The organism is Variovorax sp. Root411 (genome assembly GCF_001425205.1).
Taxonomy (GTDB): domain Bacteria; phylum Pseudomonadota; class Gammaproteobacteria; order Burkholderiales; family Burkholderiaceae_C; genus Variovorax.
Window position 1 is genome coordinate 816,566 of record NZ_LMDW01000001.1, and the last position, 24,168, is coordinate 840,733.

Below are 24,168 nucleotides of genomic sequence, written 5' to 3' on the forward strand. Positions count from 1 at the left end.
GATGGCAAAGACCGTCGCCGATGTACTCAAGCTCGTCAAGGAAAACGAGGTCAAGTTCGTCGACTTCCGCTTCACCGACACCCGTGGCAAAGAGCAGCACGTGACCGTGCCGGTCTCGGCTTTCGATGAAGACAAATTCACCTCGGGCCACGCGTTCGACGGTTCGTCCATCGCTGGCTGGAAGGGCATCGAAGCTTCGGACATGCAGCTCATGCCCGACCCCAACACCGCCAACATCGATCCCTTCTTCGAAGAAACGACGCTGATCCTGACCTGCGACGTGATCGACCCTGCCGACGGCAAGGCCTACGAGCGCGATCCGCGTTCGCTCGCCAAGCGCGCCGAAGCCTACATGAAGGCCTCGGGCCTGGGCGACACCGCTTTCTTCGGTCCGGAACCCGAATTCTTCGTGTTCGACGGCGTCCGATGGAAGAACGACATGTCGGGCTGCTTCGTGAAGATCGACTCCGAAGAAGCCTCGTGGAACACCGACAAGGAATACGAGCACGGCAACACCGGCCACCGTCCCGCAGTCAAGGGCGGCTACTTCCCGGTTCCCCCGGTCGACAGCTTCCAGGACATGCGCTCGGAAATGTGCCTGGTGCTCGAATCGCTCGGCATCCCGGTCGAAGTGCATCACCATGAAGTGGCCAACGCCGGCCAGATGGAACTCGGCACCAAGTTCAGCACGCTGGTCCAGCGCGCCGACTGGGTCCAGCTGCAGAAGTACGTGATCCACAACGTGGCCCACGCCTACGGCAAGACCGCCACCTTCATGCCCAAGCCCATCGTCGGCGACAACGGCTCCGGCATGCACGTGCACCAGTCGGTCTGGAAGGACGGCAAGAACCTGTTCGCAGGCGACGGCTATGCCGGCCTGAGCGACTTCGCGCTGCACTACATCGGCGGCATCATCAAGCACGCCCGTGCCCTGAACGCCATCACGAACCCCGGCACCAACAGCTACAAGCGCCTGGTGCCCGGCTTCGAAGCCCCGGTGAAGCTGGCCTACTCGGCCAAGAACCGCTCGGCCTCGATCCGCATTCCGTTCGTGGCCAACCCGAAGGGCCGCCGCGTCGAAGCGCGCTTCCCCGATCCGCTGATGAACCCGTACCTCGGCTTCGCTGCGCTGCTGATGGCCGGCCTGGACGGTGTGGAAAACAAGATCCATCCGGGCGAAGCCGCCAGCAAGGACCTGTACCACCTGCCGCCGGAAGAAGACGCGCTGATCCCGACCGTGTGCCACAGCCTCGACCAGGCCCTGGAATACCTCGACAAGGACCGTGCGTTCCTGACCAAGGGCGGCGTGTTCACCGATGCGTACATCGACGCGTACATCGAACTGAAGATGCAGGAAGTCACGCGCTTCCGCATGGCGACGCACCCTGTCGAATTCGATATGTACTACTCGCTGTAAGGCGAGCCCCTGACGGGGGATTCAAGACAAAAGGACGGCCTCGGCCGTCCTTTTTGCTTGGCGTGGAACATTTGGTCACGGTTGGCATCGAATTGCAGGAAAATGCACCTTTGTCGCCGCCCTCCACCGATACACATGAAGACTGCTTCCCTCATTTTTCTGGCCGGTTCATTGATCGTGCTGCCGGTGCTCGCGCAAGAGCGCGTCTGGCGCTGCGGCAACGAGTACACCAACAATTCCACCATCGCCCAGCAGAAGGGCTGCAAGGTCATGGAAGGCGGCAACGTCACGGTCGTGCAAGGCACGAAACCTTCGGGCGGTGGCTCCGCGTCGTCCGGCGGCTCCTCCGCGGCGCGTGCACCGGCGGGCAGCCCGCGCGTCGAAGGGGTCGACCAGCGCGCGCGCGACGGCGAGGCGCGTTCGGTGCTCGAAGCCGAGCTCAAGAAGGCCGAGGCGCGCCAGGCCGAGCTGCAGAAGGAATACAACAACGGCGAGCCCGAAAAGCAGGGCAGCGAAGGCCGCAACTACCAGAAGTACCTGGACCGCGTCTCCGAAATGAAGGCCGAGCTGGCGCGCAACGAAAGCGACATCGCAGGCATCCGCCGCGAGATCGGCCGCCTGCCGAACAAGCAGCAGCCGCAATAGCCATATGGTGTTCGGGAAGAAGGCGAGCGGCGCCAATCCGCGCTTTCAGTCCTTCGACCTGCTGTCCACGCTGATCGCGGTGGTCAACAGCAACGGCTCGGTGCTGTTTGCCAATGCAGGCCTCGAAGACGCGCTGGGCACATCGCGGCGCACCCTCGAAGGTTCGCAGTTCGGTGCTTGCTTTCACGAGCCGCAGGTGCTGCGCACTGCGATCGACGGCGCGAGCAGCAACGACTTTGCAACGCTGCGCTACGAAGCCTTCCTGCGCCGCGTCAACCACGAGCTCATGCCGGTGCAGGTCACGCTCGCGCATGGCGACAAGAAGGGCGAACTCATCATCGAGATGTCGCCGCTCGAGCATCAGGTGCGGCAGGACCGCGAAGAGCGCCTCATCGACCAGGCGCAGGCCAACAAGGAACTCATCCGCAACCTCGCGCACGAGATAAAGAACCCGCTCGGTGGCATCCGCGGCGCGGCACAGCTGCTGCAGATGGAGGTCGAGTCGCGCGACCTCATCGAATACACCCAGGTCATCATCCACGAGGCCGACCGGCTGCAGACGCTGGTCGACCGCCTGCTCGCGCCTCACCGCCGGCCGCACGTGGTGGGCGACGTCAACATCCACGAGGTGTGCGAGCGCGTGCGCTCGGTCATCCTTGCGGAGTTTCCGCGCGACCTGCACATCGAGCGCGATTTCGACGTGTCGATTCCCGAGTTCCGCGGCGACCGCGAGCAGCTCATCCAGGCCACGCTCAACATCACGCACAACGCCGCGCAGGCGCTGGCCGAGCGCCGCGCGGCCGGCGATGCGCAGATCACTTTCAAGACACGCATCGCTCGTCAGGTGATCTTCAACAAGCAGTGGTATCGACTGGCACTGGAATTGCATGTCATCGACAATGGACCGGGTGTGCCGGACACGATCAAGGACCGCATCTTCTATCCGCTGGTATCGGGCAGGGAAGGCGGGACCGGGCTGGGATTGACGCTCGCACAGACTTTTGTGCAGCAGCATCACGGCGTGATCGAGTGCGACAGCGTCCCGGGCCGAACCGATTTCAAGATATTGATACCGCTGCCCTAGCAGCCCGGCAACAAGGAGATGCATGAAGCCGATCTGGATAGTTGATGACGACCAATCGATTCGCTTCGTGCTCGAGAAGGCTCTGCTGCGCGAAGACTTGCCCACGCGCAGTTTCACGAACACGCGCGAGGTGCTCGCCGCACTCGAACAGGCCGCCGACGACGATCAGCAAGGTCCCCAGGTTCTGGTGAGCGACATCCGCATGCCCGGCGGTTCCGGGCTCGACCTGCTCGACAAGATCAAGGCCAAGCACCCCGGCCTGCCCGTCATCATCATGACGGCGTTTTCCGACCTCGACAGCGCCGTTTCGGCCTTCCAGGGCGGTGCCTTCGAGTACCTGCCCAAGCCCTTCGACCTGCCGCGCGCGGTCGAGCTCATCCGCCGCGCCGTCGACGAAAGCCAGCGCGAAGAAGTCGCCGAAGAACGCATGGTCGCGGCGCCCGAAATGCTCGGCCAGGCGCCGGCGATGCAGGACGTGTTCCGTGCCATCGGCCGGCTCTCGCAAAGCAACGTCACGGTGCTCATCACCGGCGAATCGGGCTCGGGCAAGGAACTGGTGGCGCGTGCGCTGCACAAGCACTCGCCGCGCGCCAACGGCCCCTTCGTGGCCATCAACACCGCGGCCATCCCGAAGGACCTGCTCGAGAGCGAACTCTTCGGCCACGAGCGCGGCGCCTTCACCGGCGCGCAGACCATGCGCCGCGGCCGCTTCGAGCAGGCCGAGGGCGGCACGCTGTTCCTCGACGAAATCGGCGACATGCCCTTCGACCTGCAGACGCGCTTGCTGCGCGTGCTGAGCGACGGCCACTTCTACCGCGTGGGCGGGCACAACTCGGTGAAGGCCAACGTGCGCGTGATCGCCGCCACCCACCAGGACCTGGAGCAGCGCGTCAAGCTCGGCGGCTTCCGCGAAGACCTGTTCCACCGCCTCAACGTGATCCGCCTGCGCCTGCCGGCGTTGCGCGAACGCGGCGAAGACGTGCCTGCGCTCACGCGCCACTTCCTGCAGGTGAGCGCGCGCCAGCTCGGCGTCGAGCCCAAGCGCATTTCCGACGCGGCGCTGGCCAGGCTCGCGGCCTTCAGCTTCCCGGGCAATGTGCGACAGCTCGAGAACATCTGCCACTGGCTGACCGTGATGGCGCCGGCCCAGCTGATCGAAGCGAAAGACTTGCCGCCCGAGGTGATGGCCGTCGGTGCAGGCGCCGAGGCCCACGTGCCCGAAGCCGTGGTCGCCGCCCCAACTGCAACGGCCCAGCCCGCCGCATCGCTGCCGGTTGCGGCCAGCGGTGAATCAGCGTCCGTCCATGCCGTCTCCGAACCCGCTGAAGCCCATCCAGGCGTGAGCAGTTGGGAAAACGGCCTGGAGGTCGAGGCGCAGGCGCTGCTGGCGGCCGGCCGCACCGACGTCTGGGACGTGCTCACGCGCCGCTTCGAATCGAGGCTGATCCTCACGGCCCTGGCCAACACGCGAGGCCGTCGCATCGAGGCCGCGCAGAAGCTCGGCATCGGGCGCAACACCATCACCCGGAAGATCCAGGAACTCGGGATCGAATGAAAAGGCCCTTCGGGGCTTTTTTCTTTACCTGCTCCGCTGGCCGAGCGTCAGCGAGTCGATCTGGAATTTTCCGCTCTTGTCCCAGAGCCAGGTGTCCACGTACGTATGACCGCCCAGCTTGCCCGGATTGGGCAGCGGCGACGTGGCCTTGATCAGATCGGCAATCATCGGCGGCACCTCGGGTGCGTGGCTCGGCGTGCGGCTGAACGTCACGTTCACCACCTTGCCGGTGGCGTCGATCTCGGTCTCCACCACCACCACCGCATACACCAGCGGCGGGATCTTGCCCTTGTAGATGCGGCTCGCGTACTTGTTATAGATGTGGCGCGCGCCGATCTTGCGGTACGTGCGCACGGCCGGCGTTTGTGCAGTGATCAGCCGAACAGTCGGCACGTCGCGGCCGGTCGTGGCCTCGTCGGTGGGCGCGGTCGCGGCGCCCTTGCTGCCTTCTGCCGCCTTGTCGGAGGGCTTCAGCAGCGAACAGGCCGCGAGCGCCAGCGCGACAGCCACGACCGCCAGGTTGCGGCCCGCCCGAAGCAGTGTGGGGTGGAGGGAGAGTGTGCGCATGGTCATCGGCTCAGGCGTTCCAGTCGAGATCGAGCACCACCGGCGCATGGTCGCTCGGCTTTTCCCATTTGCGCGGCACGCGGTCGATGACGCAGCCCTTCACGCGCGGCACCAGCGGCTGGCTCACCAAGACGTGGTCGATGCGCAACCCGCGGTTCTTCTGGTAGCCCAGCATGCGGTAGTCCCACCACGAGTAGCTTTTCTCGGGCTGCTCGAACATGCGAAAGCTGTCTGTCAGGCCCAGGTCGAGCAGCGCCTTGAAATGGTTGCGCTCCTCGGTCGTGTGATGGATTGTTTCCTTCAGACCCACCGGATCGAAGCTGTCGCGGTCTTCCGGCGTGATGTTGAAGTCGCCCAGCAGCACGAGGTTCGGGTTCGACGCCATCTCCTGGCGCAGCCAGTCTCGCAGCGCTTCGAGCCACTTCAGCTTGTATTCGAACTTGTCGGTGCCCGGCGCCTGGCCGTTCACGAAGTAGCCGTTGACCACACGCAGCGGACCCGACGGCGTTTCAATGGTGGCCGCGATCACGCGCGACTGTTCGTCGGTGAAGCCGCCGATGTTCTTCACCACGTCGCGCATCGGCGCAAGGCTGAGGATCGCCACGCCGTTGTAGGTCTTCTGGCCAAACACCGCCGCTTCGTAGCCGGCCGACTTGAGCACGTCGAGCGGGAACTTGTCGTCGGTCATCTTGAGCTCCTGCAGGCACAGCACGTCGACCGGGTTGGCAATGAGCCAGTCGAGCACGTGCTGCAGGCGCGCGGTGAGGGAGTTGACGTTCCAGGTGGCAATCTTCATAAAATATTGTAAGTCGTTGATTTTTAATGTATTTTTATGGAATTCTTAGCGATTTTTGCATCCCGTACTGTTGGGGTACCCGTTTTGCGCCTCGCTATGCCTCGGTTGAGGTGCAAACAGCTGGTCAGCTTAGCAAAAGCACCCCAGCTTCCACTGCTTCTCGGGTAAGCGGGCGCAACAGCAGTTGGGCCAAGCCCTGTTGCTTGCCGGGGTTGAGCGCCCGCTTTCGGGCATCGCGTTCAGCGAGTCGAAATACCGCAACCGCTGCATAGCTGCTGCGCGGGTAGCGATGGAGCAAATCTTGTGGGCGGCCAAGCCGTCGCGCTCTACCGCAATTTCGCTGCGTCGAAGATCCGTCGCTTGGCGTTGAGGATATGGAGCCGCGTTGCCTCGGCGGCGTCGGCCGGGGATCGCTTCTCGATGGCATCGAGGATCTGCTGGTGCTCCATCTGGACCAGTCGGACACGCTCGACTGTCATCTTCGATCGCACGCTGCGCGCCAGTTCCATGAATTGCCTGATGGGCGCGACACTCGTTTCGACGGCGGCCACGAAGAACTGGTTGTGCGAGGCCCTCGCGATCGCCCTGTGGAAGCGGACGTCGTCTTCGATGCCCTTGTTTCCACCCTCCATGGCCAGGGTCTGCGCTTCCAGGCAGGCTCTGATCGTCGTCAGGTCGTCGGCAGTGCGGAACTCCGCTGCAGCGGCCGCCGCCCCCGATTCAACAACTGTGCGGTAGGCGTAATACCGCTCGATGTCCGAATAGTTCCTGATGGAGGGCATGCTCGATGCCGGTGTACCGGGGGCGCGCACGACCTGGCTGCCGGAGCCGCGGCGGGACTCGATGATTCCGTCCGATCGCAGCCTCGACAGTGCCTCCCGGACGGTCGGCCGCGAGACCCTGAATTGCGAGGCCAGGTCGCTTTCGGTCGGCAGCTTTTTCGAGTCGACGTAGTCCCCGCGCAGGATGGCTTCGACCATCCGGGCGTAGATCTGGTCGGGCAGTGTGCCGCCATTGACGTCTAGCAAGTGTTCCGCCATCGAACCGATACCCGAGAGTCTTTGTCAGACAACTATAGCAAATCTCCCGAACTTGCGAGAGCAGGGAGTGGCTTTCCCGCAGCGTCCTCGCTTCCCCCAGAGGTGGTGGTGTATCCGCGGGCTCAGCGAAAACCCGGATGACAACTCGAAAGTTGTCTTACAAGATCCCGCCTGCCAAGCCCATCCATCAGGAGATTCCGAATGCGCCAAGTTTCCTTCTCGCGGCATCGCCACGCCATCATTGCGGCCGTTTTCGGGGCGGCGAGCTGTGCCGGCATCGGCCTGGTCCAGGCGCAGGAACTGCCGAAGTCGCCGGTGGTGATCAACGTGATCGACGCCGCCGGCAACCTGGCGCTGACGCAGGGGGCGTTCGAGGCCTACCAAGCGCAGAACCCCAAGCTGGTCTCCAAGTTCACTTTCACCAAGGCGCCCGCCCCCGAGATCCCGGCCAAGATCAAGGCGATGCAGAACGCGGGCCGCAGTGACATCGACATGATCATTGTCGGCACCGATGCGCTCGCCGCCGGCCTCGAGATGAACCTGTGGGTCAAGTTGTTCCCCGACTACGCGGCCAAGTTCCCCAAGCTGCAGGAGAACTACCTTCCCAACGCCTACAAGATGCACGCGCTCGCGAAGGACCATGGCCTGGCCATCGTCTTCATGCCTGCCGGCCCGCTGGTCGAGTTCAACCCCGACAAGGTCAAGACGCCGCCGACGACGCCCCAGGACCTGCTGGTCTGGTGCAAAGCCAATCCCAACAAGCTGATCTATGCACGGCCCGCCAACTCCGGTCCGGGTCGCACCTTCCTGATGGGGCTGCCCTATCTGCTGGGCGACAAGAATCCTGCCGATCCGATCAACGGTTGGGACAAGACCTGGGCCTATCTGAAGGAACTCGACGCCTGCATCGAGTACTACCCGACGGGAACTGCCGCCGTGATGAAGGAACTGGGCGAAGGCTCGCGCGACATGACGCTGACGGTGACGGGTTGGGACATCAACCCCAGGGCACTGGGCATCGTGCCGAAGAACTTCCAGGTGCTGCCGTTCAAGGGCATGACGTGGGTCAACGACGCGCACTACATCGTGATTCCCAAGGGCGTCCCGCAGGAGAAGCAAGCGGTGGTGCTCGACCTGATGGCTTTCCTGCTCAAGCCGCAGCAGCAGGCGATGACCTATGACAAGGGCTATTTCTATCCGGGCCCCGCGGTCAAGGACGTGCCGCTGTCGCTCGCACCCAAGGACAGCCAGGACGTCATCAAGGAGTTCGGACGGCCTGACTACGACAAGTGGCTGGCCCAGTTCCCTCATGCCGTGCCGCTGGAGCCCAAGGCCATGGTTGATGCCTTCCGCCGCTGGGACCAGGACATCGGCAGCCGCAAGACCAAGTGATGCGCGGCGCGCACTGCGCGCCCGACCGATGCTGCAAGCGCCCATGCGGGCGCTTGCAGGCTGCTTCTTTTCCAGGATTGTGTCTCCATGACTTCAGACTTTTCCGAGTTGCGTCTCGATGGCGTCACGCGCCGCTTTGCCGCGGGCAAGGGCGTGCAGAGCTTCACCGCGCTCAATGCCTTGACCATGACGGTCAAGCGCGGCGAGTTCATCGCGCTGCTTGGACCTTCGGGCTGCGGCAAGTCGACGGCCCTCAATTGCCTGGCCGGGCTGCTGCCGTTGACGGATGGAGGCATCTGGCTCGACGACACCCGCATCGATGTGCTGCCGCCTGAAAAACGGGGCTTTGGCATGGTCTTCCAGAACTATGCGCTCTTTCCGCACATGAGCGTGGCGCGCAATGTTGCGTTCGGGCTGGCGATGCGCGGCGTGCCTGCCGCCGAGTCGGCGCAGCGCGTGAAGCGGGCGCTCGACCTGGTGCAGCTGAACTCGCAGGCGCACAAGCTGCCCGGCCAGTTGTCCGGCGGACAGCAGCAGCGGGTCGCGATCGCCCGGGCGATCGTCATCGAGCCGCCCCTGGTGTTGATGGACGAGCCCTTGTCGAACCTCGACGCCAAGTTGCGGCTGGAGATGCGCGCCGAGATCCGGCGCATTCACCGCGAACTGGGACGATCGACGATCTACGTCACCCACGACCAGGATGAGGCGCTGTCGCTGGCCGATCGCGTCGTCGTCATGAAGGACGGCGTGGCACAGCAGATTGCCGAACCACAGCGCATCTACGCGGAGCCGGCCAACCTGGACGTGGCCCGCTTCATGGGCTATCGCAACCTGGTGGAGCTGAACGTGCGCTCGGAGGGCGGCGCGTCGGTGCAGCTCGCCGGCAGCGGCCTGGCGCTCAACGCGCGGGCGATGCAGCCACTCGCCAACGGCAAGGCGATGCTCGCGATCCGGCCCGAGGAATTCGACGTCGTCTCTTCGCCGATGGACAACAGCTTCGCCGCCCGGGTGCTCAATGTCGAATACTGCGGCCACGACAACATCGTCGACGTCGAGGTGGCCGGCGGGCTCAAGCTGATCGTGCGCACGACGGCGCGCCTGCGAGCCGGCGATCCGGTCACGTTGGCCATTGCGCCAGGCAAGGCGCTGGCCTATCCCGTCGATGCGGCCGCGGGCATGGTGCAATGACCAGCGCCGCGCCGTCTTCTTTCGACCGGTCCCTGCTGCTGCTGGTGCCGGCGACGCTCTTCATGGTGGTGCTGTTCGTCTATCCGTTCCTCTACGGCTTGCAGCTGTCGTTCCGTCCGATGGAAGGCAACTGGCTGGCGAACTACACGCAGTTCTTCACCACCGACAACCTGCGCGACACGGTGTGGACCACGCTCAAGCTGGCCATTCCCGCCACCGTGATCAACGTCGGCGTGGCGCTGCCGATCGCCTATCAGATGCGCCGCAGCAGCCGCTTCCAGAAATCGATCACCACGTTGCTGGTGATTCCGTTGACGCTGGGCACCGTCCTGATCGCCGAGGGCATGCTCGGCTACTTCGGGCCCAAGGGCTGGCTGTCGCAGTCGCTCCAGTGGCTGCACATCTACGAAGGCCCGATCCGGCTGACGCACAACTACTGGGGCGTCCTGATTTCGCTCGTCATTTCGGGTTTCCCGTTCGCGTTCCTGCTCACGCTGTCGTACATCACCGGCATCGACCCCAACCTGCCACGCGCTGCCTCGACCCTGGGCGCATCGCCGTGGAACCAGTTCCGGCATATCTATCTGCCGCTGCTGGTCCCGGGACTGGCGATGGCCTTCGCGCTGTCGTTCGTGCAGGCCTTCTCGGTGTTTCCGTCGGCGGTCCTGCTCGGGTCGCCGGCCGGTGCCACCCGGGTGATCTCGATCGCGGCGTATGAGGCCGCCTTCGAGCGCTACGACTATTCCATGGCTTCGGCCGTCGCGATGCTGATGGGCGTGGTGCAGCTGTTCGTCGTTGCCGCGGTCCTGGGCGCGCGCGGGATGTTCTATCGGGGCCCCGTCTCCGGCGGCAAAGGTTGACCATGGATACGCATCGCCTGCTGATGAAACTCTGGAAGTCGCTGGTTGCACTGGTGATGGGCTTCTTCATCGTCAATGTCGCACTCATGGTGGCCGCGGTCGGCACCAGCTCGGTGGCCCGCCGCTGGCTCGGCACCTGGCTGCCCGATGGCTACACGTTCAACTGGTACCAGACCGCCTGGAAGGAGTTCCAGCTCGACAGCGTGCTGTGGGTCACGATCGAGGTGGTCGCCGCCGTCGTGTTCCTGTCGATCCTGATCGGCGTGCCGGCGGCCTACGCGCTGGCGCGGCGCAACTTCCGCGGCAAGAACCTGCTGATGGGGCTGTTCCTGCTGCCGCTGATGATCCCGCCGATCACCTACGGCATTCCGCTGGCGACCGTGATGTACCAGGCGCACATCGCGGGCACCATCTTCGGCGTGATCCTGGCGAACATGATTCCGGCAGTGCCGTTCATGATCCTGGTGATGACGCCGTTCATCGAGCAGATCGATGCCAACCTCGAATCCGCCGCCCGCGTGTTCGGCGCCAACACCTTCCAGCTGTTCTGGCACGTGCTGTTGCCGCTGCTGGCGCCGGGCATTCTGGCGGCCTCCCTGCTGGTGCTGGTGCGCACCATCGGCATGTTCGAGCTGACCTTCCTGACGGCTGGCCCGGATTCGCAGACGCTGGTGGTGGCCCTGTACTACGCGGTCTTTGCGGCGGGCGTTCGTGCGCCGCAGTCGGTCGATGCGATGGCGATGGTCTACATGGCGGTCACGCTGGCCTGGCTGCTGATCGCGCTGCAGTTCGTCAATCCGACGCAGCTGGTCAGCCGCGTCAAGGAACATCCGAAGACGGCCTGAGGCCGACCCCCATGAAGATCACGCAAGTCGATACGGTCCACGCGGCCGCCTATCCCAACATCCTGTGGGTGCAGATCCACACCGACACCGGCCTGGTGGGCCTGGGGGAAACCTTTCGTGGCGCCCAGGCCGTGCAGGCGCAGATCCATGAACTGACCGCGCCCTACCTGCTGGGAAAGGATCCGCTCGCCATCGAAGCCCACAGCCAGCACCTGCTGTACGGCTATGTCGGCTTTGCCAGCAGCGGCGCCGAAACGCGCGCCGCTTCGGCGGTCGACATCGCGCTGTGGGATCTGTTCGGCCAGGTCACGCAACAGCCGCTCTACCAGTTGCTCGGCGGCGCCGTGCGCGAACGCGTCCCGGTCTACAACACCTGCGCGGGCTACACCTACAACAAGGCCCCACAGCGTCGCTCGGTGACACAGGCCAGCGCCGACGTCGCGCCGGAAGGGCCTTACGAGGACCAGGTTGCATTCGTCAAGCGCCCGGCGGCGTTGGCCGAAAGCCTGCTGTCCGAGGGCTACAAGGCAATGAAGATCTGGCCCTTCGATCCCTTCGCCCAGGCCAGCGGCGGGCAGGCGATTTCGGCCCGCGACCTGGACACCGCGCTCGAGCCATTCCGCGAAATCCGGCGCGCTGTCGGCCACGAGATGGACATCATGGTGGAGCTCCATTCGATGTGGAACCTGCCGATGGCCGTTCGGATCGCGCAGGCGCTCGAGGAGTTCAAGCCCTACTGGGTTGAGGACCCGATCCAGATGTCCAACCTGGACACGATCGCCGAATTCCGTTCGCGCACCCGCATTCCGGTCTGCGGCAGCGAGACGCTGGCCACCGTCCAGCCATTCATCCAGCTGCTCAAGAACAACGCGGTGGACTATGTGATGCTGGACCTGGGCTGGGTCGGGGGTCTCTCCGAAGCCAGAAAGATCGCGGCCCTGGCGAAGGCCTTTCACAAACCGGTCGCGCCGCATGACTGCACCGGCCCGGTCGCGCTCGCGGCGTCGCTCCACCTGGCGATGAGCACGACCAACGTGGTGCTGCAGGAAGTGGTGCGCGCTTACCTGGGGGGCTGGTATCGCGAGCTCGTGACGCAGTTGCCCGATGTCCGCGCCGGCCATGCGACGGTTCCGCCCGGCGCGGGCCTGGGCCTGGCGCTGTCGCCGGCGCTGCTGCAGCGGCCTGACGTCACCATCCGCAGTTCGAAGTCGTGAGCGGATGGCGATGCATCTGAACGTGACGCCCGACACCACGCTGCGCAGCGGAGCGCTGACCGCGACGCTGGCGCCGGCTGCCGGCGGACGCGTCACCAGCCTCAGTTCCCGCGCATCCGCGGGCGAACGGATCGACTGGCTGGTGCCGCTCGACGCCGCCGTCCGCGCCGGCGGTTTCGAATCCACCCAGTGGCCCAAGGCCGGCTGCTATCCCCTGGTTCCGTTCTCGAACCGCGTCCGCGATGGCCGCATCGCCGGCACGCAGGGCAGGGTGCAGCTGCCGCTTCATCCGGGGGAGCGGCACGCGCTGCACGGCGTCGCCCAGCAGCGTCCATGGCACCTCGAGCAACACGCAGCGGACCGCGCCACCATGACCTATGTCCACGTGCCGGGGGATCACGGCTGGCCATGGGCTTTTCGGGCCGAGCAGGGGGTGGAGCTCGACGCCGCAGGCATCACGCTGAGCCTGCGGGTCACCAACGACGACCGGGAGCCGATGCCAGGCGGGTGCGGCTTCCATCCCTACTTCCCGGCCCGCTTCGCGCACGGCCTGCAGTTCGATGCGCGCACCGTCTGGCCGGCGGACGCCGAATTCCTCGCTAGCACGCCGGTGCCGACCGGTCCGGCGGACGACTACGCGTCGGCGAAGGCCTTGCCCGATGTCGAATGCACCCGCTACTACGGCGGGTGGAACGGACAAGCGCGGATGGCGGCGACCGATGGTCCCGCCATCGAACTGCTGGCCAGCTCCGCGCTGCAGCACCTGGTGTTGCATCGGCCGGGCCCGGGAGCGTACTTCTGCGTGGAACCGGTCTCGCATGTCGCGGACGCCGCCAACCTGGCTGCGGCGCGCGCCGACACTGGCTGGCGGGTGATCGCGCCCGGCGAGGCGATGACATGCAGCCTGCGCCTGTCCGTCTCTTCTCTGTCGAGGCAGGCCAATGACAACACCCGCGCAACTACACGAGACCGGCGACATGACTGAACCGACGACCCCCCTCAGGACCGCCCTGGACGGCATCTCAGGCATCCTGGTGACGCCCTTCGACGAGGCGGACCACATCGCGCCCGATCGCCTGGGGCCGGTCGTCGACCGCGCCATCGAGGCGGGCGTCCATGTGCTGGTGGCCAACGGCAACACCAGCGAGTTCTTCGGCCTGACCATGGCGGAGGCCGAGCGCATGGTGCATGCCGCGGCGGAGCTTGTCCGTGGCCGCGTGCCGTTGCTGGGTGGCGTGGGGCGCAGCGTCCACGACGCCTGCACCCTGGCGCGCGCCTCACGCAAGGCAGGTGCCGCTGCCCTGATGGTGCATCAGCTGACGGACCCCTTCGTCGCGCCCAGCGGTGTGGTCACGTATGTGCGCCGGGTTGCCGACGCGGCGGACGGCCTGCCTGTCGTGCTCTATTTGCGTGACGACGCGATCGGCCTGCCGGTGATCGAAGCCCTGTGCCGAATTCCGCAGGTCATCGGCGTGAAATGGGCGTCGCCCACGCCCTTGCGCCTGGTGCAGGCCATGGCCCAGGTGGCCGATCGCGACCTGGCCTGGGTGTGCGGACTGGCCGAGCCCTGGGCCCCGCCGATGTATGCGGTGGGCGCCCGCGGCTTCACCTCGGGGCTGATCAACGTGCGGCCCGACCTGTCCGTGCGCATTCACGCCGCGCTGGGGACGGGGGATCACCAGCTGGCGATGGAATTGATAGGCGGCATCGCGACCTTCGAGGAGTTGCGCACGCATGAGCGCAACGGCTCGAACGTGAGCGTGGTGAAAGCGGCGCTGCAATACGCCGGGCGAGACTGCGGCGCGGCGCGGCCGCCCAGCACCTGGCCGCTGCCGGAAGCGGACCTGGCGCAGCTCAAGCAGCTGGTCGACGGCTGGCATACCGCACGCGCACCGTGAATAAGCAAAGTGCGAAGGTAGGTGTCGCCCCGCTTGGAGATCCCCAGCAGAGTCACCCGGCCACCTGTGCCCCGTTGCTTGGGCACCAGACCCAGCCAAGCACAGAATTCGCGCCCAGACTTGAATGCCTTGGCTTCTCCCATCGTGGCGATGGCCGCTGTAGCCGAGAGCAGGCCTACTCCGGGTATCGCTGCCACACGCTTCATGTCCACGTCAATGCGCAGAACCTCAGCAAGCCTCACCTCGATGGCCTTAATGTCTATCGCCAGTTGCTTGATGCGCTGGGCCTGCTCGCGCAGGCTGTCGGCGACATACTGAGGAATGCTGTTGGCAAGCGCCTCCAGCGCGAGCTCCAACTCGCCCAACAGAGCCTTCTTGCCTCTCGCGAAGGTGGCCCCAAACTCATAGAGCAGCCCCCGTAACGCATTGATCTGCATGATCTTCATCCGCATCAACATCTCGCGCTGACGATGCAAGGTGAGCGTGGCTTGTTGCGCCAGCGTCTTCACGCCTACGAATTTGGTGCCCGGCTGCTGGATCGCCAGCCAGATGGCGCGTGCGTCTGTAGCGTCGGTCTTGTTGCCGTTCACGAATGGGCGCACGGCTTTGGCATGAATCAGCCGCACGGCATGGCCCTGCGCCGTCAACTCACGTGCCCAGTGGTGTGCTCCGCCGCAGGCTTCGATGCCGATCAGGCAAGGCGCACGGTTGGCGAAGTGCCCTAAAACCTTGGAGCGCTTGAGTTGCACGTTGACGATCTCGCCAGTGCCCATGTCCACGGTGTGAAGCTGGAACACATTCTTGGCAATGTCCATCCCATTGACCTGCAGGCCGCTCATCTGGCCGATGATTTGCCCCGCGCTTTGTGCAGTACGACGATGCATGACGGAACCTCGCTGGTATATGTGAAGACATCGGTCTATCACGACGCCATGGGCACTTTGATGCCGTATCCAGTCGAGGGTCCAGCTTGTCTAGCGGGCAAGCCACACGCCCACAACGGTCGCGCTGTTCATCTCGGTACTCCTGGCGGCGTTTGTGCTGCCCGTAGGCAGGGAGGCATCCATTACATCTCCTGGTAATCCAAGTTTTCGTCCGCATCCCCCTAGGGTCAGAGATCGGTGGAATCCAACACACGAGTGCTTTGTCACGAAAGAAGACGACTTGGTGCGCGGATGAATCCGTTCGGCACATCCGGGCAAAGCCGGTGACAAGAACCGCAGCGTGAGCTGCATCAATTGCGCGATGCTCACGCAATGCGCCGTGCGAGGCCGAAGGCGCGGCTCCTACAGCTCTATGAATGCCGACGTGGCCTTGTTGAGCGCCAGCTTGCCCTTGGCGGTGATCGATTCGACCTGGGCGAGCTGGCGTATCGCGCGCGCATCGGGCGCGCGGTCCGAGGGCGGAATGAAGGCAGTTACCAACTCTGCCGCACGCAGCACGCGCAGCCTGTCGATGTCGGCTGGCGTGTGGATGACGTATGGCAATTTCTGCTCGGCGATGACCCGAAGAAATTCCATGGACATGAGCCGTCTCCTTGGGATTGAGGGCGTGGGCCCGCATTGTGCGCACAAACAATTGGCATTGTCTAAACCCTGAGCCGCGCATGCCTTTTCCGGCGCGTACCGAAGTTTTCCTTTCGCGCTGCTGGTGCGGCGAAGGTGCCAGTTTGTTTCTGGCAACGTGGCGGCCGGTCGAGCGTCTGGGCCGGCCGAATTGTCGACGCTTATCCGTTCGGGGACGCGATGCGCTCGTAGGTCACGAAGCTGAAGCCCAGGCCATCCTTGGCCGAGACATGCGATTCGCGCTGTGTCTCGCGCCACACGGCTGCGTCGAGCTCCGGAGCATAGGCATCGCCTTCGTAGTTGCGCGCCACTTCGGTCACGACCGCGCGCTGCGCAATCGGCTCGGCCTCGGCGTAGATCTGCGCGCCGCCGATCACCCATACGGCGTCGGCCTGCGATGACGATTCGCAAAGCGACAGTGCCTCCTGCAGGCTGCCCGCGCGCAGTGCGCCGTCGGCCTGCCAGCCGGGCTGCCGCGTCACCACGATGTTCTGCCGGCCCGGCAACGGCCGGAAGCGCGGTGGCAGCGAGTCCCAGGTCTTGCGGCCCATGATCACCGGCGCGCCCGCGGTCTGCTGCTTGAAGTGCGCCATGTCCTCCGCGATGTGCCAGGGGATCGTGTTGTTCGCGCCGATCACGCCGTTGGCAGCGCGGGCGAAGATGAGGTTGACGTGGGGCTTGCTCATCCCGCTCATACCGCCACGGGCGCCTTGATCGGATCGCCATGCCGGTAGTCCAGCATCTCGAAGTCTTCGTACTCGTAGCCGAAGATCGAGTCCGGCTTCCGCTTGATGTTCAGCGTAGGGTACGGGTAGGGCGTGCGGCTGAGCTGCAGCGCGACCTGCTCGGCGTGGTTGCTGTAGATGTGGCAGTCGCCGCCGGTCCAGATGAAGTCGCCTACCTCGAGGTCGCACTGCTGCGCCACCATGTGCGTGAGCAGCGCGTAGCTGGCAATGTTGAAGGGCACGCCCAGGAAGATGTCGGCGCTGCGCTGGTAGAGCTGGCAGCTGAGCCTGCCGCGTTCGCCTTCGGCTTGCGGCGGCGCCACGTAGAACTGGAAGAACGCATGGCAGGGCATGAGCGCCATCTTAGACAGCTCGGCCACGTTCCATGCGCTTACGATGATGCGGCGCGAATCGGGGTTGGTCTTGAGGGTCTTGATGACGTCGGCAATCTGGTCGATGTGGCCGCCGTCGGGCGTGGGCCAGCTGCGCCATTGAACGCCGTACACCGGGCCCAGGTCGCCGTCTTCGCGGGCCCATTCGTCCCAGATGGTGACGCCGCGCTCCTTGAGCCAGTTGTTGTTGCTCGACCCGGTCAGGAACCACAGCAGTTCCTGGATGATGGACTTCAGGTGCACCTTCTTCGTTGTGACCAGCGGGAAGCCCTCGTTCAGGTCGAAGCGCATCTGGTGGCCGAACACGCTCTTGGTGCCGGTGCCCGTGCGGTCGCTCTTGAAAACGCCATGGGTATCGACATGGCGCATGAAATCTTCGTATTGGGAGCGGACGGGGCGGGCGGGCGTGGTCATGCCGGGAATTTTACGTGGCGGGGTCCGCGCCTGGCTTGATCCGTTCGCGAGGGGGGTGATAGCCTGCCGCTCCCTTCCCCAGAAAGTACAGAACGGACCACATGACGATTCACTCGCGCCATTTCTTCCCGGACCGCGCCCCTGCGGCTCTCGCCCGCCGCTGGACGCGCACCGCCTGCCGCGGCGCCGTGCTCGCATGCGCGCTGCTGGCCGGCAATGCCATGGCCCAGAAGCCGCACCAGGGCGTGCTCGACGCGGCCACGCAAAGCAAGGAGGAGGCGCTGAAGATGCTGGAGCGCATGGTCAACATCGACTCCGGCTCGGCCGACACCGCGGGCCTCGACAAGGTCCGCGAGATGGCGGTGGAAGAGTTGCGCAAGCTCGGTGCGCGCATCGAGACCTTTCCGGCCGAACCGCATCCCGGCACCAACGTGGTCGCGACGCTGACCGGCCAGGGCAAGAAGAAGATCCTGATCCTCGCGCACATGGACACCGTGTTCAAGGAAGGCACGGCCGCGGCCAAGCCCTTCTACATCAAGGACGGCCGCGCCTACGGCCCCGGTGTGATGGACGACAAGGGTGGCGTGATCGCCGGGCTCTACGCGCTGAAGATCCTGCAGCAGATCGGCTTCAAGGACTACGGGCAGATCACCTTCCTGCTCGACACCAACGAGGAGACCGGCTCCGTGGGCACCAGCGCGCTGATCGAGCGCATCGCGAAGCAGCACGACGTGGCGCTGAACCTGGAGCCGGGCCGCCCGGCCGATGGCCTCGTGGTCGAGCGCAAGGGCTCGGCCACCGCGCTCGTCGAGGTGAAGGGGCTGGCCGCTCACGCGGGCGTGGCGCCCGAGGCCGGCCGCAATGCGGCGATGGAAGTGGCGCACCAGGTGCTTCAGCTGTCGAAGACGGCGGACGCGGCGAAGAAGACCACTGTCAACTTCACGGTGCTCACGGCCAACGGACCGACCAACGTGATTCCTGCGACGGCGAGCGCCAAGGGCGATGTGCGCGCAGCCACGCCCGAGGAACTCGACCGCGTCGAGAAAGACCTGGTCCGCATCTCACAGAACAAGCTGATCCCCGAGACCGAGGTGCGCGTGCGCCTGATCCGCGGCCTGCCGCCGATGCCGCGGTCGCCCGCGTCCGACAAGCTGGTGCGCATGGCCGAAGGCATCTACGGCGAGATCGGCAAGAAGCTCACCATCGAGAGCAGCGGTGGCGCGGCCGATGCGAGCCTGGTGGCGGGCGTCGGCGTGCCGGTGCTCGACGGCTTCGGCATCGTGGGTGGCGGCATCCACACGCCGGAGGAATACGCGGAGGTCGAGAGCGTGGTGCCACGCCTCTACCTGCTCTCGCGCATGCTGATGGACCTGAGCGCGAACTGAGCCGGCGCTCAGCCGCGCTTCGGAATGCCCAGCCCCGCCACCACGGCGGGGCGCGCCACGAAGGCTTCGAGGGCGCGTGCCACGTTCGGAAAATCCTTGAAGCCCACGAGGTCCGCCGCCTCGTAGAAGCCGATCAGGTTGCGCACCCACGGGAAGGTGGCGATGTCGGCGATGGTGTAGCTGTCGCCCACGATCCATGCGCGGTCCGCAAGGCGCTTGTCGAGCACGCCGAGCAGGCGCTTCGATTCGGCCACATAGCGGTCGCGCGGGCGCTTGTCTTCGTAGTCCTTGCCGGCGAACTTGTTGAAGAAGCCTAGCTGGCCGAACATCGGGCCGATGCCGCCCATCTGGAACATCACCCACTGCAGGGTTTCGTAGCGGCCGGCAGCATCTTGCGGAATGAACCTGCCGGTCTTCTCGGCGAGGTACATGAGGATGGCGCCCGATTCGAACAGCGCCAGCGGCTTGCCGCCCGGGCCATTGGGGTCGAGGATGGCCGGGATCTTGTTGTTCGGGTTGAGCGACAGGAACGCCGGCGACGTCTGGTCGTGGGTCTCGAAGCTCACGAGGTGCGGCTCGTAGGCCAGGCCGGTCTCCTCCAGCATGATCGACACCTTCACGCCGTTGGGCGTGGGCAGCGAGTACAGCTGCAGCCGGTCAGGATGCTGCGCGGGCCATTTTTTCGTGATGGGAAAGCTCGAGAGATCGGTCATCGGTGGGGTCCTTGAGAGGGAACTGCAAGCGCTGGATTCTGCCCGCGCCGGGCAGATTGCGCGCGCGTGCGGCCTACCCCTCGGTTGCCCCTCAGATCCCCAGCCAGTTCATCAGCGAGGCTTCGACGTCGGTAGAAGGCGTGACGAAGCCGACGTAGCTGGATGCCGCCAACGCACGCTTGCCCGCGTCGGTTTGCGCCAGGCTCAGCAACGCATCGCGTGCCGCGTTCACCGTGGCCGCATCGAGCTTGCGCGACGCGAGCCATTGCTTGATTGGCACGGCGCGCGATTCCGCGCAGACCTTGCCGCCGCCGTCTTTCCAGGTCTTGATCACGCTGGAGGCGGCCGTTGCGCCGTAGGCAGCAAAGCCGTTCTGCACGTAGAAGGGCACGGCATCCTGGAAGCGCGTGTTGGTGACCTTCACCGCAGTGCCCTGCAGGCCCTGCTCGCGCAGCATCGCGCGAGTGATCACCGCGGTGATCGAGTCGGCGTCGGGCATCACCAGCTGCTTGCCGGCCACGCTTTTCCAGTCGGAGATCGGCTGCTGTTCCTTGCACAGGAAGGACACCTTGTAGTCGGTGAAGCCAGTGGTCCAGGCGAATGCGCTGTACTGCCCGCCCTTGATGGCGCCGAGCGCCACGTGCGACGGGTGCACGAAGGCGAAGTCGACCTGCTGCTGCTTCAGCGCGTCGCGCGCACCGTTGTACGAATTGAAGATCTTGATCGTCACCGGCTGCTTGAGCGCCTTGGACAGCACCTCGGCGATGGGCTCGAAGCGGGCGGTGACCTGCGCGTCGGACACGTTGTAGCTCACGCCTTCGCTGACACCGATCACGAAGGCATGCGACGAAACGCAGGCTGCGAGAAGCAGCGCGGCCGCAACGCGGGCGATGGGGCGAGGGAAATGGAGGACGGCGCGGGGTTTCATGGAGACTTCTTCCGGAGGGTGGTGTTGTAACTAAATTATTACATTCATCCACTCGAAGGAACAGGCCCGGACCGCAGGGTTAGCACTGACGAAACAACACTTCGGCGGCCCGCGGGCCACGCGGGGGAGGCGCCGTCGCTGGGTCAGCCCCGGTGATAGAGGCCCTCGTGCGCCTTGCGCAGCTCGAACTTCTGGATCTTGCCGGTGGAGGTCATCGGCAGCGCGGGCAGGAAGACGATCTCCTTCGGCACCTCGAAGCCGCCCAGGTGCTCCCTGCAGTGCGCCGCCAGCACGGCCTCGGTGAAGTCCGTTGGCGCATCGGGCCGGCGCGTGACGAAAGCCGTGATGGCTTCGCCCCAGCGCTCGTGCGGCAGGCCCACCACCGCCGCATTGAGCACGGCGGGGTGGCGCAGCAGCACTTCCTCGACCTTGATCGACGGTACGTTCTCGCCGCCCGACTTCACCATGTCCTTCAGGCGGTCGAGGAAGACCAGCTGCCCGTCGGCATCGAACTTGCCCAGGTCGCCCGAGTGGTGCCAGCCGAAGCGCTGCGCGTTCGCTGTCGCCTCAGGATCCTTGTAGTAGCCCAGCATCACGTTGGGGCCGCGAAAGACGATCTCGCCGACCTGCTCCGGCCCGAGCAGGTCGCCCTCGTCGCCCATCACGGCGACCTCGTTCACCAGCGTGCCCACGCCCCAGTACGAGCCGAAGCGCTTGCGCTGCTCCTGCACTTCGAAGATGGTGGCGCCGGGGTACATCTCGGTCTGGCCCGAGACGAGTGCGAAGTTGGGACAGAACTCGTCGAGCAGGCGCAGCAGCAGCGTGCGCGACATCGGCGCCATCGCGTAGACGCACAGCCGCAGGCTCGACAGGTCGCGCGCGGCGCGCTGCGGGTGCGCGAGCAGCGCGCCGTACATCATCGGCAAGCCGACCATCACGGTGATCCTGTGGCGTTCGATGGCGGCGAGCACCGCGCCGGGGTCGAAGCCGCGAAGAATGACCAGCGCACCGCCCACCGCCAGCGCCGACATCAGCACCGTGTGCTGGCCGCAATGAAAGAGCGGCAGCACGCTGCTCCACACGTCGGCGCGCTCGGGGCTGCTGCCCCATTCGACCATGTTGCTCAGCAGCACCGAGTGCACCGAGGCATGCGAATGCATCACGCCCTTCTGGCGCCCTGTGGTGCCGCTGGTGTACATGATGAGCGCAAGCTGCGTGCTGTCGATGGGCACGTCGGGCAGCGTGTGCGGTCCCTGCGCGATGGCCTGCGGCACGGTCGGCAGGCTGGCGGGCGGCGCATCGCCGTCGAGCACGCAGAGCATCGGCGCGATGCCTTGCGCAGCCAGCAGTTCGCGCAGCTCGGGCTTCGCATGCAGCGCGGTGTCGATCACCAGGTGGCGCACCCCGGCATGCGCGAGGATGTAGCCGATGGCGTCCACCGCCAGCGCGGTGTTGATCGGCACCCACACCAGCCCGGCCTTCTGGATGCCCAGCATGGCGACCACCATCTGGATCGAGTTGTTGCACAGCATGCCCACGCGCTCGCCGCTCGAGAGGCCGAGGCCCAGCAGATGATGCGCGAAGCGGTTCGATGCGGCGTCGAGTTCACCGTAGGACATGCGGTGTTCGCCCTCGATCAGCGCGGTGCGCGTGCCGAAGCGGCGCGCGCTGCGGTGGATCACGTCGCCCAGCGCGATGCGCGAGATGCGCGGATGGAACTGCGACGGCGCGAGGCCGGTGGCGGCTGCAGGCATGCTCTGTGTCTCCATTCTTCGAGGATGGGCGCAGCCTAAGGCCGGCTGCCGCACCGCGTCTTGCGAAGACTGGCTACACGCAGAACGCCCCAGGGCCTAGAAGCGTGCCTTGAGGAAAGCCGAAGGCCCCTGCAGGCGGACCTTCAGGCGCGAATCGGCAGAGCCGCTCTCGCGCGTCAGGTCGATGTTCGTCACGCCATAGGCGAGCACCAAGCCCACGTTCTTCACCGGGAACCACTCCACGCCAGCGGAGGCGTTGTAGATGTTGCCGTGAAAGCGGCCGCTGCTCTTCCACACGCCCGAGGCGTCGGCGAACAGCCGCAGGTCCGGCGTGATGGCGTGGCGCACGCCCACTTCGAGCAACGGCGCCACGGCGTTGTCGCTGGAGCTATCGTTCAGCCTGCCGACCTGGCCGTTCACTCCGGCGACAGCGGTCGCGCCGAGCGTCGCACGGTAGTAGGCGGCACCGGCACCCAGGCCGAGCACGGTGTTGCCTGAGCCGATCCACCACTTGTACGAGAGCTTGGCAAAATCGAGCTTGGTGCTGACGGTGGCGTTGCCGAAAGTGTTCAGCGAACCGAAGCTGCCCAAAGACGTGGTGTTCGCGACGCCGCCGGTGTAGTCGCGCCTGTACTGGTAGTAGTCGAACGAGATGCCGTGGCTGTCGCCGATCAGCACGTCGGCCGTGATGCGCGGCATGGTCACGCGGCCCGGCTTGATGTCGCCCGATTGCAGCGTGCCATACGGCGTGCCGACCGAGGCGTTGAACTTCGGATCGGCGCTGAAGGCGCCGACCGAGAAGCTGAACCGGTCGAGCGCGGGCGAGGGGTCGGCCAGAGCCGGCGCGGCGGCAAGCAGGAGGCCGGTGCCGAACAGTGCGCCGAGGGCGGGGCGCGGGGAGAGCAGCAGCATGGATGAAATCCTTGGTGACCCGGAGGGGGAATGGATGCCGCGGGCACGCGATGAATGGACGCAGGCCGGGGGCCTTGCTGTGCTTCCGGGCGAAGCTCCCTTGAACAGCGAGGACCTTAGTGGCCCGCGCGAGCCTTCCCAATGCGCGGAATGCCGCTGTACTTGTAGGACTCCTTCTACGCTACGGCGCTACAGTGCCGCCCATGCGCCGACATCTTTCCACCACCACCGGTCCCCAGCGTCTTCTTTATGGCGCGGCCACCGGCTGCGCCGTTGCGGGCGCGCTGATGCCGCTCCCCATGAGCGGCATGGCGCGCGGGCTGGTCGGATGGTGCGTGGGCGTGGGGGTCTTCCAGCTGCTGTCGTGGTGGCTGGCCAACACCTTCGATGCGAAGCGCACGCGCGAGCGGGCTCAGTCGCTGGACCAGCCCAACGTGGTGATCCTGGTCTCGATGCTGATGGTGGTGGGCATGAGCGTGGTGGCCATCGCCATGCTGCTGCAGCAGGTGAAGGGGCTGAGCGGCTGGGAGCGCGCGGCACATGTCGCGCTGGGCCTGGTGGCGCTGGCGGGGTCGTGGCTGACGATGCACACCATCTTCGCCTTTCACTATGCGCACCGCTACTACATCGACCAGCGGGACGGCACCCCTGACGGCGGGCTCGATTTTCCGGGCGGGCACGACGCCCCCGACTACTTCGATTTTCTCTACTACTCGTACGTGATCGGCATGACCTCGCAGGTATCCGACGTGCAGGCGACGTCGAAGGAGATGCGGCGCATCACGCTGCTGCACAGCGTGCTGGCCTTCGCGTTCAACATGTTGGTGCTGGCGCTCTCGGTGAACGTCGTCGCGGGTGCCGTGTAGGCGCCCCGCAAGA

23 protein-coding genes and 1 pseudogene are annotated in these 24,168 nt (G+C 65.4%); 13 read left to right on the plus strand and 11 right to left on the minus strand.

The window, feature by feature from the left end; genetic code table 11:
- Nucleotide 1 precedes the first annotated feature (1 nt).
- The 4 genes from glnA (at nucleotide 2) to ntrC (ending at nucleotide 4,701) form a co-directional block, all read left to right on the plus strand.
- Entirely contained in the window at nucleotides 2-1,417 is a 1,416-nt protein-coding gene (glnA, locus tag ASC92_RS03740; RefSeq protein ID WP_007829403.1) for a type I glutamate--ammonia ligase, read from the plus strand.
- Nucleotides 1,418-1,552: 135 nt separating this feature from the next.
- The gene (locus ASC92_RS03745) at nucleotides 1,553-2,062 is read left to right on the plus strand and encodes a hypothetical protein (protein ID WP_056510419.1); all 510 of its coding nucleotides are present in this window, start codon (nucleotides 1,553-1,555) and stop codon (nucleotides 2,060-2,062) included.
- A 4-nt stretch (nucleotides 2,063-2,066) separates the two neighbouring features.
- Nucleotides 2,067-3,146, plus strand: coding sequence for a nitrogen regulation protein NR(II) (gene glnL, locus ASC92_RS03750; protein WP_056510423.1), 1,080 nt, complete (start codon nucleotides 2,067-2,069; stop codon nucleotides 3,144-3,146).
- A 22-nt stretch (nucleotides 3,147-3,168) separates the two neighbouring features.
- Nucleotides 3,169-4,701 (plus strand): nitrogen regulation protein NR(I), encoded by a 1,533-nt coding sequence (gene ntrC / locus ASC92_RS03755; RefSeq protein ID WP_056510425.1) that lies wholly within the window; start codon nucleotides 3,169-3,171, stop codon nucleotides 4,699-4,701.
- Between the two features lie 24 nt (nucleotides 4,702-4,725).
- Here ntrC and ASC92_RS03760 read toward each other — a convergent pair whose 3' ends face one another.
- The 3 genes from ASC92_RS03760 to ASC92_RS03770 form a co-directional block, all read right to left on the minus strand.
- Nucleotides 4,726-5,268, minus strand: coding sequence for a hypothetical protein (locus ASC92_RS03760; RefSeq protein ID WP_056511838.1), 543 nt, complete (start codon nucleotides 5,266-5,268; stop codon nucleotides 4,726-4,728).
- 10 nt (nucleotides 5,269-5,278) lie between these two features.
- Nucleotides 5,279-6,064 (minus strand): exodeoxyribonuclease III, encoded by a 786-nt coding sequence (gene xth / locus ASC92_RS03765; protein ID WP_056510427.1) that lies wholly within the window; start codon nucleotides 6,062-6,064, stop codon nucleotides 5,279-5,281.
- Between the two features lie 326 nt (nucleotides 6,065-6,390).
- Nucleotides 6,391-7,092 carry a FadR/GntR family transcriptional regulator gene (locus tag ASC92_RS03770; RefSeq protein ID WP_235505653.1) on the minus strand — a complete coding sequence of 234 codons (702 nt, stop codon included), beginning with the start codon at nucleotides 7,090-7,092 and terminating at the stop codon, nucleotides 6,391-6,393.
- A gap of 213 nt (nucleotides 7,093-7,305) precedes the next feature.
- Between ASC92_RS03770 and ASC92_RS03775 the strand changes: the two genes are divergently transcribed.
- From ASC92_RS03775 to ASC92_RS03805, 7 genes are all read left to right on the plus strand, one after another.
- On the plus strand, nucleotides 7,306-8,496 hold the full coding sequence (locus tag ASC92_RS03775) for an extracellular solute-binding protein (RefSeq protein ID WP_056510431.1): 1,191 nt from the start codon (nucleotides 7,306-7,308) through the stop codon (nucleotides 8,494-8,496).
- An 87-nt stretch (nucleotides 8,497-8,583) separates the two neighbouring features.
- Nucleotides 8,584-9,684, plus strand: a complete 1,101-nt coding sequence (locus ASC92_RS03780; protein WP_056510433.1) for an ABC transporter ATP-binding protein — start codon at nucleotides 8,584-8,586, stop codon at nucleotides 9,682-9,684.
- Complete coding sequence (locus tag ASC92_RS03785) at nucleotides 9,681-10,544, plus strand: ABC transporter permease (protein ID WP_056510435.1); 864 nt, start codon at nucleotides 9,681-9,683, stop codon at nucleotides 10,542-10,544. Before ASC92_RS03780 ends, ASC92_RS03785 begins: the two co-directional genes overlap by 4 nt.
- Nucleotides 10,545-10,546: 2 nt before the next feature.
- Nucleotides 10,547-11,389: an ABC transporter permease gene (locus ASC92_RS03790; RefSeq protein ID WP_056510437.1), complete on the plus strand. Its 843-nt coding sequence runs from the start codon at nucleotides 10,547-10,549 to the stop codon at nucleotides 11,387-11,389.
- Between the two features lie 11 nt (nucleotides 11,390-11,400).
- Nucleotides 11,401-12,603 (plus strand): mandelate racemase/muconate lactonizing enzyme family protein, encoded by a 1,203-nt coding sequence (locus tag ASC92_RS03795; protein ID WP_056510439.1) that lies wholly within the window; start codon nucleotides 11,401-11,403, stop codon nucleotides 12,601-12,603.
- A gap of 10 nt (nucleotides 12,604-12,613) precedes the next feature.
- Complete coding sequence (locus tag ASC92_RS03800; RefSeq protein ID WP_235505654.1) at nucleotides 12,614-13,588, plus strand: aldose 1-epimerase; 975 nt, start codon at nucleotides 12,614-12,616, stop codon at nucleotides 13,586-13,588.
- Complete coding sequence (locus tag ASC92_RS03805) at nucleotides 13,581-14,501, plus strand: dihydrodipicolinate synthase family protein (protein WP_056510442.1); 921 nt, start codon at nucleotides 13,581-13,583, stop codon at nucleotides 14,499-14,501. Before ASC92_RS03800 ends, ASC92_RS03805 begins: the two co-directional genes overlap by 8 nt.
- Here ASC92_RS03805 and ASC92_RS27845 read toward each other — a convergent pair.
- The 4 genes and pseudogenes from ASC92_RS27845 to ASC92_RS03820 all read right to left on the minus strand — a co-directional run.
- Nucleotides 14,471-15,340 (minus strand): annotated as a pseudogene (locus ASC92_RS27845) (IS110 family transposase); the annotation flags it as partial. The gene ASC92_RS03805 and the pseudogene ASC92_RS27845 sit on opposite strands and share 31 nt — an antisense overlap.
- 447 nt (nucleotides 15,341-15,787) lie before the next feature.
- On the minus strand, nucleotides 15,788-16,027 hold the full coding sequence (locus tag ASC92_RS03810) for a hypothetical protein (protein WP_007829428.1): 240 nt from the start codon (nucleotides 16,025-16,027) through the stop codon (nucleotides 15,788-15,790).
- Nucleotides 16,028-16,227: 200 nt separating this feature from the next.
- On the minus strand, nucleotides 16,228-16,752 hold the full coding sequence (locus ASC92_RS03815) for a dihydrofolate reductase (protein WP_414820391.1): 525 nt from the start codon (nucleotides 16,750-16,752) through the stop codon (nucleotides 16,228-16,230).
- 5 nt (nucleotides 16,753-16,757) lie between these two features.
- On the minus strand, nucleotides 16,758-17,597 hold the full coding sequence (locus ASC92_RS03820) for a thymidylate synthase (protein WP_056510446.1): 840 nt from the start codon (nucleotides 17,595-17,597) through the stop codon (nucleotides 16,758-16,760).
- 101 nt (nucleotides 17,598-17,698) lie between these two features.
- On the opposite strand from ASC92_RS03820, the gene ASC92_RS03825 reads away from it, so the two are divergent.
- On the plus strand, nucleotides 17,699-18,982 hold the full coding sequence (locus ASC92_RS03825) for a glutamate carboxypeptidase (protein ID WP_082519455.1): 1,284 nt from the start codon (nucleotides 17,699-17,701) through the stop codon (nucleotides 18,980-18,982).
- Between the two features lie 8 nt (nucleotides 18,983-18,990).
- On the opposite strand, the gene ASC92_RS03830 is transcribed toward ASC92_RS03825, so the two are convergent.
- From ASC92_RS03830 to ASC92_RS03845, 4 genes are all read right to left on the minus strand, one after another.
- Entirely contained in the window at nucleotides 18,991-19,695 is a 705-nt protein-coding gene (locus ASC92_RS03830) for a glutathione S-transferase N-terminal domain-containing protein (protein ID WP_056510449.1), read from the minus strand.
- Between the two features lie 91 nt (nucleotides 19,696-19,786).
- A complete protein-coding gene (locus tag ASC92_RS03835; RefSeq protein ID WP_056510450.1) occupies nucleotides 19,787-20,623 on the minus strand; it encodes a phosphate/phosphite/phosphonate ABC transporter substrate-binding protein in 837 nt (278 codons plus the stop codon).
- A gap of 143 nt (nucleotides 20,624-20,766) precedes the next feature.
- On the minus strand, nucleotides 20,767-22,377 hold the full coding sequence (locus tag ASC92_RS03840; protein ID WP_056510452.1) for a class I adenylate-forming enzyme family protein: 1,611 nt from the start codon (nucleotides 22,375-22,377) through the stop codon (nucleotides 20,767-20,769).
- A gap of 96 nt (nucleotides 22,378-22,473) precedes the next feature.
- Entirely contained in the window at nucleotides 22,474-23,289 is an 816-nt protein-coding gene (locus ASC92_RS03845) for a hypothetical protein (RefSeq protein ID WP_056510455.1), read from the minus strand.
- Nucleotides 23,290-23,492: 203 nt separating this feature from the next.
- On the opposite strand from ASC92_RS03845, the gene ASC92_RS03850 reads away from it, so the two are divergent.
- Nucleotides 23,493-24,155 (plus strand): DUF1345 domain-containing protein, encoded by a 663-nt coding sequence (locus tag ASC92_RS03850; protein WP_056510457.1) that lies wholly within the window; start codon nucleotides 23,493-23,495, stop codon nucleotides 24,153-24,155.
- Nucleotides 24,156-24,168 lie beyond the last annotated feature (13 nt).

Coding starts and splice junctions, on each gene's coding strand:
- glnA (WP_007829403.1), top strand. CDS start 2: ATGGCAAAGACCGTCGCCGATGTACTCAAGCTCGTCAAGGAAAACGAG.
- ASC92_RS03745 (WP_056510419.1), top strand. CDS start 1,553: ATGAAGACTGCTTCCCTCATTTTTCTGGCCGGTTCATTGATCGTGCTG.
- glnL (WP_056510423.1), top strand. CDS start 2,067: ATGGTGTTCGGGAAGAAGGCGAGCGGCGCCAATCCGCGCTTTCAGTCC.
- ntrC (WP_056510425.1), top strand. CDS start 3,169: ATGAAGCCGATCTGGATAGTTGATGACGACCAATCGATTCGCTTCGTG.
- ASC92_RS03760 (WP_056511838.1), bottom strand. CDS start 5,268: ATGCGCACACTCTCCCTCCACCCCACACTGCTTCGGGCGGGCCGCAAC.
- xth (WP_056510427.1), bottom strand. CDS start 6,064: ATGAAGATTGCCACCTGGAACGTCAACTCCCTCACCGCGCGCCTGCAG.
- ASC92_RS03775 (WP_056510431.1), top strand. CDS start 7,306: ATGCGCCAAGTTTCCTTCTCGCGGCATCGCCACGCCATCATTGCGGCC.
- ASC92_RS03780 (WP_056510433.1), top strand. CDS start 8,584: ATGACTTCAGACTTTTCCGAGTTGCGTCTCGATGGCGTCACGCGCCGC.
- ASC92_RS03785 (WP_056510435.1), top strand. CDS start 9,681: ATGACCAGCGCCGCGCCGTCTTCTTTCGACCGGTCCCTGCTGCTGCTG.
- ASC92_RS03790 (WP_056510437.1), top strand. CDS start 10,547: ATGGATACGCATCGCCTGCTGATGAAACTCTGGAAGTCGCTGGTTGCA.
- ASC92_RS03795 (WP_056510439.1), top strand. CDS start 11,401: ATGAAGATCACGCAAGTCGATACGGTCCACGCGGCCGCCTATCCCAAC.
- ASC92_RS03800 (WP_235505654.1), top strand. CDS start 12,614: ATGCATCTGAACGTGACGCCCGACACCACGCTGCGCAGCGGAGCGCTG.
- ASC92_RS03805 (WP_056510442.1), top strand. CDS start 13,581: ATGACTGAACCGACGACCCCCCTCAGGACCGCCCTGGACGGCATCTCA.
- ASC92_RS03810 (WP_007829428.1), bottom strand. CDS start 16,027: ATGTCCATGGAATTTCTTCGGGTCATCGCCGAGCAGAAATTGCCATAC.
- ASC92_RS03815 (WP_414820391.1), bottom strand. CDS start 16,752: ATGAGCAAGCCCCACGTCAACCTCATCTTCGCCCGCGCTGCCAACGGC.
- ASC92_RS03820 (WP_056510446.1), bottom strand. CDS start 17,597: ATGACCACGCCCGCCCGCCCCGTCCGCTCCCAATACGAAGATTTCATG.
- ASC92_RS03825 (WP_082519455.1), top strand. CDS start 17,699: ATGACGATTCACTCGCGCCATTTCTTCCCGGACCGCGCCCCTGCGGCT.
- ASC92_RS03830 (WP_056510449.1), bottom strand. CDS start 19,695: ATGACCGATCTCTCGAGCTTTCCCATCACGAAAAAATGGCCCGCGCAG.
- ASC92_RS03835 (WP_056510450.1), bottom strand. CDS start 20,623: ATGAAACCCCGCGCCGTCCTCCATTTCCCTCGCCCCATCGCCCGCGTT.
- ASC92_RS03840 (WP_056510452.1), bottom strand. CDS start 22,377: ATGCCTGCAGCCGCCACCGGCCTCGCGCCGTCGCAGTTCCATCCGCGC.
- ASC92_RS03845 (WP_056510455.1), bottom strand. CDS start 23,289: ATGCTGCTGCTCTCCCCGCGCCCCGCCCTCGGCGCACTGTTCGGCACC.
- ASC92_RS03850 (WP_056510457.1), top strand. CDS start 23,493: ATGCGCCGACATCTTTCCACCACCACCGGTCCCCAGCGTCTTCTTTAT.